At 47.7% G+C, this 13,646-nt stretch carries 18 protein-coding genes and 5 pseudogenes; 13 read left to right on the top strand and 10 right to left on the bottom strand.

What is annotated here, in order from left to right; all coding sequences use genetic code 11:
• Window positions 1-958 (bottom strand): annotated as a pseudogene (gene mobV, locus KQP79_RS25590) (MobV family relaxase); the annotation flags it as partial.
• Between the two features lie 147 nt (window positions 959-1,105).
• Window positions 1,106-1,660, bottom strand: coding sequence for a hypothetical protein (locus tag KQP79_RS25585; protein ID WP_264386594.1), 555 nt, complete (start codon window positions 1,658-1,660; stop codon window positions 1,106-1,108).
• A 20-nt stretch (window positions 1,661-1,680) separates the two neighbouring features.
• Here KQP79_RS25585 and KQP79_RS25580 point away from each other — a divergent pair, with 20 nt between their 5' ends.
• A complete protein-coding gene (locus KQP79_RS25580) occupies window positions 1,681-2,241 on the top strand; it encodes a hypothetical protein (RefSeq protein WP_264386593.1) in 561 nt (186 codons plus the stop codon).
• A 411-nt stretch (window positions 2,242-2,652) separates the two neighbouring features.
• Here KQP79_RS25580 and KQP79_RS25575 read toward each other — a convergent pair whose 3' ends face one another.
• Genes KQP79_RS25575 through KQP79_RS25565 form a run of 3 tightly spaced genes read right to left on the bottom strand, consistent with a single transcriptional unit; the run spans window position 2,653 to window position 4,233 of the window.
• Complete coding sequence (locus KQP79_RS25575) at window positions 2,653-3,135, bottom strand: hypothetical protein (protein ID WP_232305441.1); 483 nt, start codon at window positions 3,133-3,135, stop codon at window positions 2,653-2,655.
• 9 nt (window positions 3,136-3,144) lie between these two features.
• Window positions 3,145-3,591: a hypothetical protein gene (locus KQP79_RS25570; protein ID WP_004319947.1), complete on the bottom strand. Its 447-nt coding sequence runs from the start codon at window positions 3,589-3,591 to the stop codon at window positions 3,145-3,147.
• Between the two features lie 24 nt (window positions 3,592-3,615).
• Entirely contained in the window at window positions 3,616-4,233 is a 618-nt protein-coding gene (locus tag KQP79_RS25565; RefSeq protein WP_264386592.1) for a hypothetical protein, read from the bottom strand.
• 1,063 nt (window positions 4,234-5,296) lie between these two features.
• On the opposite strand from KQP79_RS25565, the pseudogene KQP79_RS25560 reads away from it, so the two are divergent.
• From KQP79_RS25560 to KQP79_RS25515, 11 genes and pseudogenes are all read left to right on the top strand, one after another.
• Window positions 5,297-5,740, top strand: a pseudogene (locus tag KQP79_RS25560) (recombinase family protein); the annotation flags it as partial.
• Window positions 5,735-6,142 (top strand): annotated as a pseudogene (locus tag KQP79_RS26080) (recombinase family protein); the annotation flags it as partial. The pseudogenes KQP79_RS25560 and KQP79_RS26080, both read left to right, overlap by 6 nt.
• A gap of 16 nt (window positions 6,143-6,158) precedes the next feature.
• On the top strand, window positions 6,159-6,842 hold the full coding sequence (locus KQP79_RS25555; protein ID WP_234138173.1) for a DUF3800 domain-containing protein: 684 nt from the start codon (window positions 6,159-6,161) through the stop codon (window positions 6,840-6,842).
• 3 nt (window positions 6,843-6,845) lie between these two features.
• Entirely contained in the window at window positions 6,846-7,382 is a 537-nt protein-coding gene (locus KQP79_RS25550; protein WP_005816292.1) for a hypothetical protein, read from the top strand.
• A 194-nt stretch (window positions 7,383-7,576) separates the two neighbouring features.
• Window positions 7,577-7,876: a thioredoxin gene (gene trxA / locus KQP79_RS25545; RefSeq protein ID WP_005816294.1), complete on the top strand. Its 300-nt coding sequence runs from the start codon at window positions 7,577-7,579 to the stop codon at window positions 7,874-7,876.
• 100 nt (window positions 7,877-7,976) lie between these two features.
• A complete protein-coding gene (locus KQP79_RS25540) occupies window positions 7,977-8,642 on the top strand; it encodes a DUF6155 family protein (RefSeq protein ID WP_264386591.1) in 666 nt (221 codons plus the stop codon).
• A 14-nt stretch (window positions 8,643-8,656) separates the two neighbouring features.
• Entirely contained in the window at window positions 8,657-8,902 is a 246-nt protein-coding gene (locus tag KQP79_RS25535) for a hypothetical protein (protein ID WP_005816298.1), read from the top strand.
• 183 nt (window positions 8,903-9,085) lie between these two features.
• Window positions 9,086-9,596 (top strand): annotated as a pseudogene (locus KQP79_RS25530) (DUF4186 domain-containing protein).
• Complete coding sequence (locus KQP79_RS25525) at window positions 9,593-9,805, top strand: hypothetical protein (RefSeq protein ID WP_264386590.1); 213 nt, start codon at window positions 9,593-9,595, stop codon at window positions 9,803-9,805. The pseudogene KQP79_RS25530 and the gene KQP79_RS25525 overlap by 4 nt, the downstream one beginning before the upstream one ends.
• Complete coding sequence (locus tag KQP79_RS25520; RefSeq protein WP_264386589.1) at window positions 9,774-9,989, top strand: hypothetical protein; 216 nt, start codon at window positions 9,774-9,776, stop codon at window positions 9,987-9,989. The genes KQP79_RS25525 and KQP79_RS25520 overlap by 32 nt, the downstream gene beginning before the upstream one ends.
• Window positions 9,990-10,013: 24 nt before the next feature.
• Window positions 10,014-10,193, top strand: coding sequence for a transcriptional regulator (locus tag KQP79_RS25515; protein WP_005816310.1), 180 nt, complete (start codon window positions 10,014-10,016; stop codon window positions 10,191-10,193).
• Window positions 10,194-10,576: 383 nt separating this feature from the next.
• Here KQP79_RS25515 and KQP79_RS25510 read toward each other — a convergent pair whose 3' ends face one another.
• Both KQP79_RS25510 and KQP79_RS25505 read right to left on the bottom strand, forming a co-directional pair.
• Window positions 10,577-11,068: an SLOG family protein gene (locus KQP79_RS25510; RefSeq protein WP_005816313.1), complete on the bottom strand. Its 492-nt coding sequence runs from the start codon at window positions 11,066-11,068 to the stop codon at window positions 10,577-10,579.
• A gap of 3 nt (window positions 11,069-11,071) precedes the next feature.
• On the bottom strand, window positions 11,072-11,638 hold the full coding sequence (locus tag KQP79_RS25505) for a hypothetical protein (protein ID WP_005816315.1): 567 nt from the start codon (window positions 11,636-11,638) through the stop codon (window positions 11,072-11,074).
• Between KQP79_RS25505 and KQP79_RS25500 the strand changes: the two genes are divergently transcribed.
• On the top strand, window positions 11,632-11,883 hold the full coding sequence (locus KQP79_RS25500) for a hypothetical protein (RefSeq protein WP_225494525.1): 252 nt from the start codon (window positions 11,632-11,634) through the stop codon (window positions 11,881-11,883). The genes KQP79_RS25505 and KQP79_RS25500 overlap by 7 nt on opposite strands.
• Window positions 11,884-12,189: 306 nt before the next feature.
• On the opposite strand, the gene KQP79_RS25495 is transcribed toward KQP79_RS25500, so the two are convergent.
• The 3 genes and pseudogenes from KQP79_RS25495 to KQP79_RS25485 form a co-directional block, all read right to left on the bottom strand.
• A complete protein-coding gene (locus KQP79_RS25495) occupies window positions 12,190-12,468 on the bottom strand; it encodes a plasmid partition protein ParG (protein WP_005816317.1) in 279 nt (92 codons plus the stop codon).
• Window positions 12,469-12,475: 7 nt separating this feature from the next.
• Window positions 12,476-13,321, bottom strand: a complete 846-nt coding sequence (locus KQP79_RS25490) for a ParA family protein (protein WP_264386588.1) — start codon at window positions 13,319-13,321, stop codon at window positions 12,476-12,478.
• Between the two features lie 119 nt (window positions 13,322-13,440).
• Window positions 13,441-13,646 (bottom strand): annotated as a pseudogene (locus tag KQP79_RS25485) (single-stranded DNA-binding protein); the annotation flags it as partial.

The raw sequence follows: 13,646 nt of genomic DNA, 5'->3' as shown, positions 1-13,646 counted from the left end.
GCCGCCTCCTTCTCAGCCTTCTCCTGCAAGAGGTTGTTGACCATTGAGGTGAGTCCTTTTACTCTCCGCTCTGCCAGACGGATGTCCGACTGGAGCGAGGCGAGTGTCCGCTGATGGGCGGCGACGGACTGCTCAATGGTGGTGCACTGTTCTGACAGCTGGCGGCGGTACTCTTCGGTGGTGCGGTGGCGTGCTCCCGTCTCTGAAACAGAAGTCCCGCGCTCCATGCCCCAACGCTTGTTGACCTCGGCGAACTCGCTGTGCAGGGCTTTCATCCTGGCAGAAAACTCGTACTTGTCCTTTCCGGCAAATATCTGCTTGTACGCAAACTTGCCGTCCTTGATTGGCAAGAGGGTGCAGTGGACGTGCGGATTGGTTTCGTCCAAGTGTACGATGAAAGCGACGATGTTCTCCTCACCGTATTTGTCCGCAACAAAGCGGTAAACATCCTTTGCCCATTCCTCAATGTCCTTGCATCGGGNATGAAAGCGACGATGTTCTCCTCACCGTATTTGTCCGCAACAAAGCGGTAAACATCCTTTGCCCATTCCTCAATGTCCTTGCATCGGGTAAGATGCGAATTGTCCGCTCCATGAGTCAGATCCACCTTCTGGTCACCGAATGCCAGTTCCGTCATACGCTCACGAGAGCCTCCGAAGATGAAATTGACCACAGTGCGGAAGCGCGGCTCTGCCAGTCCCTCGTTGGGGTCTTTGATTCCACGGCTCCGCAGGATGTCAGCCATGCGCTCCGGGATGCTTCGGCTCTTGTCAATGGGACAGACCTTGCCGCCCCGAATCTCGAAGTTGAGCCGCTCACGGCTGCGGTCGTAGTTGCCTGTCGCTTCAGCGGATCCCCAACCCTTTTCCGTCCAACGGCGTTGGTGCTCGTTGCTCTGTGCTGTGGTGATTCCCTTAGATGGTCGGAAATCCANCCAGCTTGCTGCTTGTAAGGACAGCCTCCCGATGGTCGGAGACCAAGAGGGGTATTAGGCTACCCAAATTCCCTCATTTCCGACCAACGGGCAAGCCCGATTATTTTACAGCAATGGCAGACGTGTGAAGCACGGTGCCAGTAGAAAAGAAGAAGCGTTATACGATGATTATTAGAGGTCATTAGAGCCTATAGTAGGACAGGAAACCTCTTGGTTGGCTATAATGGCAAGGAAAGGTCGGCAGAGCGACTGGAACTGCGACTTGATGGCTGCGCTTTCCTGCTGCAAGGCTGGTGAGCTGCCATCCAATGCCAATTCTGATATTGCCTTTGCCGCCTCGATGAATGAGAGCCAGTCTCCTCCCAGGTCTTTGTAAAAGAAGGGAAGAAGGGAGGTAGCGAGGGCGTTATCTGTTTCCTGCGAAAGCACCTGATGGAAGGTGGCTTCGCAGACAGCTGTGAGTGCAGTCATACAAAAGGCGTGTCCTACAGATTCGGGAATGTTGCTTCCGCATGGCACCTTGCCAATTGAATTGCCATTGTCGGCTTTCTGCAAGATAATGGCTACTTCCTCTGTAGCATCTTCGTAGAGTTGTTCACATTCCGAGGCGCAAGCCGATGCGGACATCTTGCCGCTTCGCCATTCGTCCAATGCGGTACACATCTTCTGGCGGAACACATCCAAGGCTGCGTCAATCGGAGAAACGGCAGGTGTCTCAGCCAACATCGGGANGCATCTTCGTAGAGTTGTTCACATTCCGAGGCGCAAGCCGATGCGGACATCTTGCCGCTTCGCCATTCGTCCAATGCGGTACACATCTTCTGGCGGAACACATCCAAGGCTGCGTCAATCGGAGAAACGGCAGGTGTCTCAGCCAACATCGGGATGGTGATGATTTGGCTCTTCGTGAGACGGGTGACGGAAATCTGGTTCATCTTCTCCAACTGCTCGATGAAGGTGCGGACAGTGGCGCGGTGCCAATGCCAGCATCCTGCCAGTTCGGTAATGGTGATTACAAACTGCCCGTTGGACAGGCTGAACTCCTGCTTGCACAGATCCTTGGGGATGTACTGTACAGAAGCCTTGTCTACAAGGTCAAGGTAGGCTTCGAGCTTCGACAGCCTTATCCCGGACCTCTCTTTCAAGAACTCCAACAGGGACATCCGTTCAGACATCTTGCCGGAACTCGTTCTATGTTTCTGTTTCTTCATTTCAATAATCTGTTTGGTGAATACTGTTGTTTGTCGCCAGCTCCATTATACAAAAGGAACGGCATGATACAGGTGATACTTAATAGTAGTATATGATGAGCATTTCTGTGTCTTCGAGGAGCATCTTGCGGTCAGCCTTGTTCTTCCACAGCGATATGACTATGCGCGAGGGATAGAACAGTGNCAAACACCACTGCCGCCAACGCGGCGATGCGGAATGGTGTCCGCTCCTCGTGCAGACGCTGCAGCCACCTCTCTACATCCATAAAGACAAAGAATATGGCAAACGCTATGGTGGAAGCCACTACGCCTATGTCGTTATAGTGTACACAGAGGTAGAGGAAGTGGAACACGTACAGCAGGATGAGCAGCATCAACCGGTAGAGCTTCCTTGCTGTCACAAGCGCGGTCATGCGCAGATAGAACCGTGTCATAAACTGTCTGCGGCTTCTGTGCAGAATCATCGGCACAAAGAAGAACGCCGACATCAGGATGAGAAACAGTATCTTACTTGTCATAATATGTATAGCATGTGAATAATGGAAGTGGACTCAGCTCGGGCTGGACGACACCGTGTGTGGCAGTGGATATGATACGCTCCACATCCTCCAGTGTCAGTTCTCCCTTGATTATTCTCTGACGGAAAGCCCCGTCGGTTGTCCGAAGGCTCTTGATAGCCTGTTCCATGTCGTACTCGGCTATCTGCCACACTTGCCCTCTCGTGTAGGGGAAATGATGGTGGATGGCCTTGACCACAAGCACACGGCTGAGGATGTCGGTCATTCTGCCGTTCCTGACTATCGTGTGGTTGCGGACAGTGGCGATACTCTCAATCTCCAGCCATGTGCGGTGACGGTCGAGAAGATGGATAATCTTCATGTAAAGCGTTTCCTTCATCAGATGGTCGGGAGTTTGCGGCATGACTTTAGCTTTGGTTGTGGACAACAGAATGGTGCGTTGTTGCGGTAGAACAGGACTGTCATCTGGCAAATGTAACTTTCAGATGAAGTCGAGCAGGACTTCCTCCTTGGGCTTCATGTATTTGAAGAATCCGTTCTTGCAGTGCAGGCTGAGGTCGAGGCATACATCTGCCGACATGTGCTCCAGCGAGTCATAGATGGTCACTTTTATCTGGCTGACCATGCCACGCTCATCGGTGGAGCCGTTGACCTTGAACATCCGTCCGAAAGAGGGGTTGGAATAGGCACAGCAGCTGTGCCCGAACTCCGTATGACGGCTTGGAATGTGGTGATAGAGGATTATCATTTCCATCTCGTCTTCGAGCATATCCATCACTTCCTCTATCGTGAAAGGGGTGTTCAACTGGAAAGTAAGAAGCACGTAATCGTCATACTTGACAGGCTTCTCCATCTTGCGCTTGTCCAGCAGTTCTGGCAACTGCAAAGGCACGACGGCAAGGAAATCATCGCAAAACTGTTCTAACATAATCGTATTCTCTGTTTGGGGTGTTTATAATCTTGTGACATAAATCTTCATCATGAGAATGGGCATATCTGACAGGCGTTGCTTGTCGAGGTGCAGCTTCTTGGCCAGGTTGTCCATCTCCTTAGGAAGCGCATCGGCTATCTTGTAGAGGTCTGCCTTGTCCTTGTCGGAGAGCACGCTCACGGAAAGGTCATCCATCGTCATGAACGGCTGCATCATCATCAGGAGGTAGGCGTGCATGGTGTGCTCGTCCTTTACCCTGCCACTTTTCAGATCCTCGATAGCTGCTTGTGAATTGCGCAGCAGACGGAGGTTGGTGCGCATGGAGAGATAAATCATGGCATCCTTGTGTGACAAATCCTTGCGGTCGGCGGCACGGAGTATCTCCCGACAGCATTGTTCGGTATTCCGTCTGATGTCACCGATGTCATCGTCAGCAAAATCCGGCAGGTATTGCAGGAAGGATTTGAAATACAAATGCTCTTCCTTGATGAAAGCGAGCAGGTCTTCCTTGCCGTGAATGCCTTGCTTGGCGGATTTTTGCAGGAACAGCAGGTAACGCTTCAGTACCGCCTGTTTACCACCTTTATTATATATAGGCAGGCTGTCCAAGGAAGCGAAGAACGGCTGTGCTTCCTTCACGGCTTGCTGTAGTTCCTCATCACCAACATGGGAAGAGGTCTGTTCTCTGAGATAGAGCAGGTCGTGAAAGGTGCGNAAGCGAGCAGGTCTTCCTTGCCGTGAATGCCTTGCTTGGCGGATTTTTGCAGGAACAGCAGGTAACGCTTCAGTACCGCCTGTTTACCACCTTTATTATATATAGGCAAGCTGTCCAAGGAAGCAAAGAACGGCTGTGCTTCCTTCACGGCTTGCTGTAGTTCCTCATCACCAACATGGGAAGAGGTCTGTTCTCTGAGATAGAGCAGGTCGTGAAAGGTGCGTTGCTTAGACATCGCCATACGGCACAGCTCGATGTGGATGGAGTCGTTCAACTCATGATATACCGTGAACGGGTATGAGTGGGCTTTCCTGACAGTGTCACGTGAGATGCACGATGTCACGGAATCGTCCAACACGCGCCATTCGTTGACAATCTTAACTAATGTCTGAATTGAGACCTTGTCGTTCTGTCGAAGAGTGGTCAGAAAGCCATGATACTCTCTGATGGCTTCATCGCTCGAATGGAACGACTTCGTGCCGTTTCCGTCTGAACATGCTGTCAGCATGACTACGGCAAACGCAGTGGCAATACAAATGGCAAGTCTGATACAGCCATGCGAGTTTGATTTTGCATTATGCAATATTTGCTTCATGCAATGGAGGTTGGTTTGTCCTCCGAAAAGTTGGGTTTCATATTTCATTGTTGTCATTATTTTGAGTCTGATTTTGAAATTGACGGTGCAAAGTTAATGCGNGGTTTGTCCTCCGAAAAGTTGGGTTTCATATTTCATTGTTGTCATTATTTTGAGTCTGATTTTGAAATTGACGGTGCAAAGTTAATGCGTTTCAGCGATATATTTGCAAGAATGAAAGTAAGTTTAATCTTATTTGTGCATCATACTTGCGAGTATGATTTTCAATGAAATCAAGTGAAAAGAAAATGGCAAATTATCGTGTTTAAGTATGATTTTTCGTCCAAGTATGATTGTTTCTCGGAAAAATAGTGTACCTTTGCACTTGATTTCATTTAATAGCGTACAACAGTATGGCAAAAGTAGGTTACATCTTCATCGCCACCAATGGCGAAGAGTATGCAGAAGACAAGGCTTGGATGCAGCAATACGGCTGTGTTCAGGTGATAGAGGAACTGTCCGAACACGAGAGGCTGCGCCCGATGTGGAAGCAGCTCATATCGAGTCTGGAGCGCGGCGACGAGCTGGTGGTGTCGAGGTTCAGTAACGCACTGCGTGGCACCCGTGAACTGGCTACATTCATAGAATACTGCCGTGTGAAGGTGGTTCGCATCATCTCCATCCAAGACCGCATCGATACTTTTGACGAACTTTTCCCCGACACCAAGCCCTCACAGGTCATCCGTATGTTCGGGTCACTCTCTGAGGAGTGTGCCGTGCTGCGCAAGGCATCGGCACACATCATCCATCTGCAACAGAATATCCGGCCGCCCAAGAAGTCGGAAAGGGCACTGTCGAANTTCATAGAATACTGCCGTGTGAAGGTGGTTCGCATCATCTCCATCCAAGACCGCATCGATACGTTTGACGAACTTTTCCCCGACACCAAGCCCTCACAGGTCATCCGTATGTTCGGGTCACTCTCTGAGGAGTGTGCCGTGCTGCGCAAGGCATCGGCACACATCATCCATCTGCAACAGAATATCCGGCCGCCCAAGAAGTCGGAAAGGGCACTGTCGAAACTGGAGCGTGAGAAGAATATCGTGAACATGTACAACGAGGGGCACAGCATAGATGACATCTTTGCCATCAGCGGCTTCACAAGCCGAAGTTCCGTGTTCCGCATACTCAACAAGCATGGTGTGACGCTGAACCGTGGACCTCATAGTGGACCGCTGAAGAAAAGGAATAAAGAATAAACAAAAAACAGATACAATGAATAAGACATTCAACATCTACTGTGATGAAAGCACCCACATGGTGCATGACGGTCATCCCTACATGCTTTTGGGATGTACAAGTATAGCATACACACAAATCCGCATGGCAAAAGATGCCATAAAAGATATTAAGAAGAAGCACGGCTATAGTGATGAGCTGAAATGGACAAATGTCCACGAGGCCACGTATAAAGTCTATGCAGAGCTTATAGACTGGTTCTTTATGAATGACATGGAATTTAGGGCTGTGGTTGTTGACAAGAGTCAGATTGACGAGAAACGAGAAGACTATACGTTTAATGATTTCTACTTTCGCATGTACTACCAATTGCTGCATCACAAGATGGACATGGATTATACATATAACATATATATGGATATCAAGGAAACATGCAGTAGCGATAAGCTGGAGAGGCTCAGAAAAATAATGGAATACAACTCTTCCATTGGCAGGTTTCAGTTTATACGTTCACACGAAAGTGTGTTCATCCAATTGGCAGATGTTCTAATGGGAGCCATCAACTACAACCTTAGATATGAAAAGGGAGAAGTTGAAGGAAGGGTGAAAGCCAAAATGAAGCTGATTGAAAAGATAAAAAAACACAGTAATATCAGTCTCAACACCACAACTCCCAAATTTAGAAAGAAGTTTAATTTGTTTTTTATCGCACTGAAATAGCCAATGAGCAGTTTGAATATTATCAAGAAATACCCTGAGCTGCTGGAACTGGCATATCTCAGTGAACGAGAAAGAGAGCATGATCTTCATGCAATATTCAAGCGTGATATAGAAGATAACTGTCAATTCTCATTCAGAGGGTGGCGCATCTATCCTATAAAGACAGATGGCGAGATTGACATGGCAAGATTGTTCAAGCATCTTACCTGTGAAGAAATCATGGTTGAGAACGAAGACGGTACGACTTATCCAAAGCGAGTATTCGAGATGGCTCGTTCACAAAGGCTTCATTGGATAAATCACCATGTGAGAGAATTGACACCAGACAATCTGGATGTATTTACCATAGAAGAGAGGGACGGCAAAAAGCGTAAGGTCAAGAAAACATACATCTATGATAAAGTGGAAAAGTATGTTATTGTCTTGGAACAACAACGTAGCAACGGATTCTATCTGTTGACAGCATACCATCTTAACAAAGAGTATGGACTAAAGGCTTTGGAAAAGAAGATGAAAAAGAGATTGCAGACACCACTATAAAACGCAAGACCCGAATTGCATCAAAGGCAACCGGGTCTCGAAACTCCTTCTATCTATAGATGAGCGCTGCAAAGGTACGAATATTCTTTGAAATAACGAAGGTTTTTCATTGAATTCTTCTCGATTTTAACATTTGCAGGGCAGTATTGTAAGATAACAGGAAAGAAAATAGCATAATTTTACAGAAAATCGTAATGGAAACATTCAAAGACGTTATATCAAGTGACCAACTTGTCTTGGTCGATTTCTTCGCCACCTGGTGCCAGCCATGCAAGATGATGCACCCCATCCTTGAGCAGGTGAAGGAAGTGTTGGGTGACAGAATCCGCATCATCAAGGTAGATGTGGACAAGTATGGGGTGACTGCAAGTCAGTATGGCATACAGTCTGTGCCCACATTGATGCTGTTCAGACGCGGCGAAGTGTTGTGGAGGACGAGCGGTGTGATGCAGAAATCAGAGTTGCTGGCAACGATTGACCCGTTTTTAAGATAAAAGAGCAGAANCGGCGAAGTGTTGTGGAGGACGAGCGGTGTGATGCAGAAATCAGAGTTGCTGGCAACGATTGACCCGTTTTTAAGATAAAAGAGCAGAAATGTCAAAATCTAAATTAAAGTCTGTCCTCATGTCCATGGACAAGAGTGAAATAATAAAAATGGTATTGGAACTTTATTCTGCACGGAAAGAGGCAAAGGAATATCTTGACTTCTATGCAGAGCCGAATGAGGGCCAGAAGCTGGAAGAGTATAAGCACATCATACGGGAAGAGTTCTATCCGAGCAGAAACAGAGAGCCAAAGACACGCTTCTCAGTGTGCCGCAAGGCATTGTCCGACTTCAAGAAACTGAAGCCTTCGGAAGATTCAGTCGCAGAATTGATGGTGTTCTATATGGAGAATGCCTGTCAGTTCACTTATGACTATGGAGACATGTGGGAGCAATTCTATGATTCTGTTGAGAGTAATTTCGACAAGACATTGCGCCACATCGTGCTTTATGACCTTTGGGACAAGTATGATTCCCGAATCAAGCAATGCCTTCGTTGGGCAAGCCCTTGTGGATGGGGATTTCCTGACGCACTGAATGATATGTATGAGGAAATGAAGGCGCANCGAATCAAGCAATGCCTTCGTTGGGCAAGCCCTTGTGGATGGGGATTTCCTGACGCACTGAATGATATGTATGAGGAAATGAAGGCGCAAAATGAGGAACTCCGAAAGAAATACAGGAATTTCAAGATGCCCATCAACGCTGATTATTAAACGAATATACTCAAATGGGGAAACCAAAGAAAAAACATAAGAAAGCGAAACAACTGCCCTTAAGCAAAGAAGAGCAGATTTTTCAAGCGGCAAGAGACCTTGCAGCTGAAATTGGCATATCCTATTCTGAGGCATTAGGGTTTACTTTGGGCATAAAGGACGTAACGTATGGTTGGGAAGAAGACTATACGGAAGAAGAGTTTCAGGCACTGATTGACCACGCTGTGGGAGACACTGATTATGAGCACACCCTCTATTGAATCATCTACACGAGAGGAACGTTTGGATTACGTTCTGAATGAATGGAGATGTCTGCACAACTGTGAGCTGTGCGGTAAGTGCCATATTCTGAAAGGCAGAAGCGAAGAAATACTCTATGCAGACTATATAGACGGCAAGCGGTCATATATGGATATAACATTAGAAATCAGAAGCAACAGATAATGATGTCACAGAAATACATATATCCATCGTTGTTCCAAGAGGAAGAGCCGCAAGAAAGCGTTCCTGGTGATAAGAAAGAGTATGACCTGACGAATCTCTTTGAGAGATTGGCAAAGTCTGATTTTCGCAGCCGGTTCCATCTGTCCAAGCAAGACAGGGAGTATGTAATGGAAAAGGGATTGCCGACGATACGAAAACACGCAGAGGACTTTGTGGCAAAAAGACTTGCTCCGGCTGTCNATGGAAAAGGGATTGCCGACGATACGAAAACACGCAGAGGACTTTGTGGCAAAAAGACTTGCTCCGGCTGTCATACCGAACGACGGCAAGCAGACTCCCATGCGTGGGCATCCTGTTTTCCTGGCTCAACATGCCACTGGCTGTTGTTGCCGGGGATGCTTCTTCAAGTGGCATCACATCTCAGCAGGCAGGGCACTGACCAAGGAAGAACAGGAATATGCTGTTGCCGTATTGATGGCATGGATTGAAAAACAGATGAATAAAGGATGAAGATAGAAGAAGCCATAGTATATGTGATGGTAAAGCGAAATGGCGGCATGACAACCGACCAGATTGCCGATGCCATCAATCGTCATAGGCTGCACCTGAGAAAGGACGGTCAGCCTGTGACAAGCAAGCAGGTGTATGCAACAATCTGCCGTTTCCCTGAAATGTTCACAAAAGAANATGTGCTCACACCTTCAGAAGAAGTTGTTTGAACCAGAAGGTGTGTATTATCCTATATGGCAAGCCATGCAGGATGATGAGACCTTGACAGCAGTGGTACGAAGCAGACAGCTGCACATCTACAGAAACGGGAAGAAAATTCTCGTTCTGGCAGGTAAGGCACAACCGAAGATTATAAGGGAAGACAAAATACAAGAGTTAATAACAAGATTATAAACAAAACATCAAATCATCAAAACAATGGACGCAAAAGAAAAAGTATTGGCAACAATGAAAGAGGCTGGTCAGCCTCTCAACGCAGGTAAAATCGCAGAACTCAGCGGTCTCGACCGCAAAGAGGTAGATGCAGCCATGAAGCAGCTGAAAGCAGAGGGTGCAATCGTCTCTCCTGTGCGTTGCAAATGGGCACCTGCAGAGTAAGGTTTATACTGCTGTCTTGAAATATAGGCAGCAGTNGTGCAATCGTCTCTCCTGTGCGTTGCAAATGGGCACCTGCAGAGTAAGGTTTATACTGCTGTCTTGAAATATAGGCAGCAGTATCTTTATTTTTATCAAAATGTTAAGGTGAGGAATCTGAATATCCTTGCCTACGGACACAATTATCCGCTGCATCTTTTTGGGGTAAGGTGCAGACGTATGGCTGTCAGCGTATCTTGGTTTAAAGACGCTTAGCGGTCACGGCGGAAGTCGTTTCGTCTCTCTCCGCCGAACAAAGCTCTGAGCACATTGCCCAAAGCTCCGAACACGAAGTAGCAAACGATGATTGCAACAATATCGTCCATAAGCATTTTCTGTTTTATGGGTTATACACTATTATGAAGATTCACTATGTCCAATCCCTGCCTCTTGGCTTCTCTGACGGTGTAGAACGTGCCGCCCTTGGGATTGCCATCGAAGTAGGCTATGAGACGTGAACTGCGGTTGACCATATAGTCGTTGCGCCTCAGAAGGCAGCCATTGTAGTATTGCTCGCTCAATACGACCACGTCATCCACGATGCGCAGGATGGCATCATACTTGGCTTGCTCTTCCTTGCTCCACCGGTCAGACTGACCACGGAACGGCACAACGGCTATCACCTGCAAGTCCTTCAACTCGCATTGCAACGAAAGGGCGGCTTCTGCCGCCAGCAGGTCAAATCCCATTGCCATGCCACAATAGAAATACCGGTAGCCGTCGGCATACGCCTTGGCTATCTCCGATTTGAGACATTGCTTCAACTCCCTCCGCTTGGCGAAAGGTACGCTGCGGTGTCCGCTGAAGCATACGGACACTGCCTTGTCGTACTTTGTCATACTTTACCTTACTTTATAATGTGTGCGTGCGAGGAACATACCGCCAATAACACATGCCCCGAGCCTTTCGAGTTGGTTGGCATACTTGGCATAGCTGAGACCCTTGGTTATCACATCGTCAAAGACCAACACCATTTTGTTGTCGAAGAACGGCTCATCAAACTCAACGACATTCGCCTTGCGGACTTCATCCTCGTTCTTGCGGTTATCGTGGATGGTCTTACGCTCTCCGCATACCCTCACGTGCTCGTAGCCGTTTTCCGCTCCTGTCAATTCACACACCCTGTGGCAGAAAGCCTTGTAGCGGAGTTCGTTGCTCTCGCTTGTGGATGCTGGAACGGGGGCGAAGACGATGTTCACGCAACCCTTGCCGTAGAGTGTCAGCATATTCTCTGCGGTGCGCTGCGCCACTTCCTCGTAGGCTCTTCCGTCCTTGAAGTCAAACACTAATTGTCTGTCGGCAATCTCCTTCTCACCCACATTGCGGATGCGTGCGGGATAGTATTTGCAGAACCAAGTCTGAGGCTTGTCTAACTGCTTTTGGATTTGATAGTCATTCTTGTGTGCCATTGCTCTTATGTTTTTTCTTCCCTTATTTCGGAGGCTTTTCCTGCCTGCCCAAGGGATATTTTTTGCTTTCCAAGAGTGATGGCGATCAAAAAGCCAAATCGGGAGCGAAAAATACGCTCTGCACGCAGAGGAAGATTTTTCGGTCAAATGCAATGGACGATTTGGTGTTTGAACAATCGCCAGCATTACCTTTGCAAAACAATATCCGCAGCGGCAAGGCTGGCGAAAAGAAATCTGTTATGTAAAAGAGGAAACGGGCGGGATGGCGTGGGGCGAAGCTGTATATGGGGAAGGACGATAGTTGATATGAGGTAAAAAGAGAAAATCTTGTAATAGGGAACGACATTGCCTTTTATCAGCATGGAGACAGTCCTACAAGCAGAGAAAACTATTGCCCTAAAAATGAGTTGGATAGTATTTTCTAAAAGTAGTATCGACTACGAATAGTATAATAGTCGAATAGTTTTTACTACCATACTACGGATAGTAAAGTCTGTTTATAGAAGAGATAGCGGTATCATCGTCTGTTCGGCGATGATACCGCGCGGCACTCATGTGTCATGCCGCTTTAGGTATTCTGTCATTGCCTCATTGACAATATCACGCAAGGACATCCCTTTCTTGATGGCGAGGTACTTCATCCTCGTGTGGATGCTCTTGTTGATAAGGAAATTGCAATGCACCGGCACTTCGGTAGTCTCAGAAACAGACACAGGTGGTGCTGGTGTAGTTTCTGTGACTATCTGCTCCTTACTCGGCTTCTTTGTGGAAGAAAGGAGTCCGTTGAGACCGCCTTTCATTCCCTCTTTCAACATACTGCTCTTGCTCATGGCTATGCTATTTTAAGTTTAACACTTCTTTTGCCAAAGACATATAATCACTGGCACCATTGGATTTGGGATTATACTCAAAGATAGTCTTGCCGTTGATGGGTGCTTCTGCCAAAGCCACATTATCACGGATGACGGTCTTGAAAACCTTCTCGTGAAAACTGTCATTGACGATTTCCCTCACGCTTCGGTTCAACGTCTTGCGGCGATCGAACTGGGTGATGACGATGCCGCCCACTTTAAGGTTGGAGTTGAGCCGCTCCTGAACGATGCGGATGATGTCCATCAACTTTGCCATACCTCTCATGGCAAGGTATTGCGCTTGAACAGGGATGATGATGTAGTCGGCTGCGGTGAGGGCATTCAAGGTCAGCAAGCCCAATGACGGTGGACAGTCGATGATGATGTAGTCGAAATGCTCTTTGGCGATGGCTTTGGTGATAAGTCCCTTCAAGATAAGCTCCCGTCCCGGCTCGCTGATAAGCTCTAACTCAGCCGCAGACAGGTCAAGGCATGAGGGTGAGACGGTGATGCCGTTGTGCAACTTGACCAACGGCAAGGTGTACTGTCCACACATTGCGCCATAGACTGTCTGTTCTTCCTCGATGGACAATCCCAAGGCTTCNTTGTGCAACTTGACCAACGGCAAGGTGTACTGTCCACACATTGCGCCATAGACTGTCTGTTCTTCCTCGATGGACAATCCCAAGGCTTCCGTGAGGTTGGCTTGTCCATCCATGTCAATAGCCAAGACGTTCTTCTTACTCAGTTGCAGAGCTGCCGCAAGGCTTACTGCGGTCGTACTTTTCCCTACACCACCCTTGTGATTTAATACTGCAATTATCTGTGTCATAACATGATACTACTATTAGTGAATACTACTTTACTATTCTACTACTGATAGTACATACTAACCATAGTAAAAGCGGATTTACTACGATTAGTACGTACTACTCTCAGTTGATACTACCCTCAGAAGGGAAGGTCTTCGCTCTTGTCCTGCGGTGCATCGGCTGGCGGTACGGGAGCCTCGCCCTCTGCCTTGGCTGCCTTGCGTGCCTTTGTTGCAGGTGTGTCGGTTGCATCCTTCTTCCCTGCATTGACAAAGGCGATGGAGTCAGCTATGATGCTATGCTGTATGTGGTTCTCTCCGTTGCGGTCTGTCCAAATGGAAGAAG

This window comes from Bacteroides sp. DH3716P, assembly GCF_025914115.1.
Lineage (GTDB): Bacteria > Bacteroidota > Bacteroidia > Bacteroidales > Bacteroidaceae > Bacteroides > Bacteroides ovatus.
Note: the sequence above shows the minus strand (reverse complement) of the source record. Positions and strands in the feature narration are given on the sequence as shown.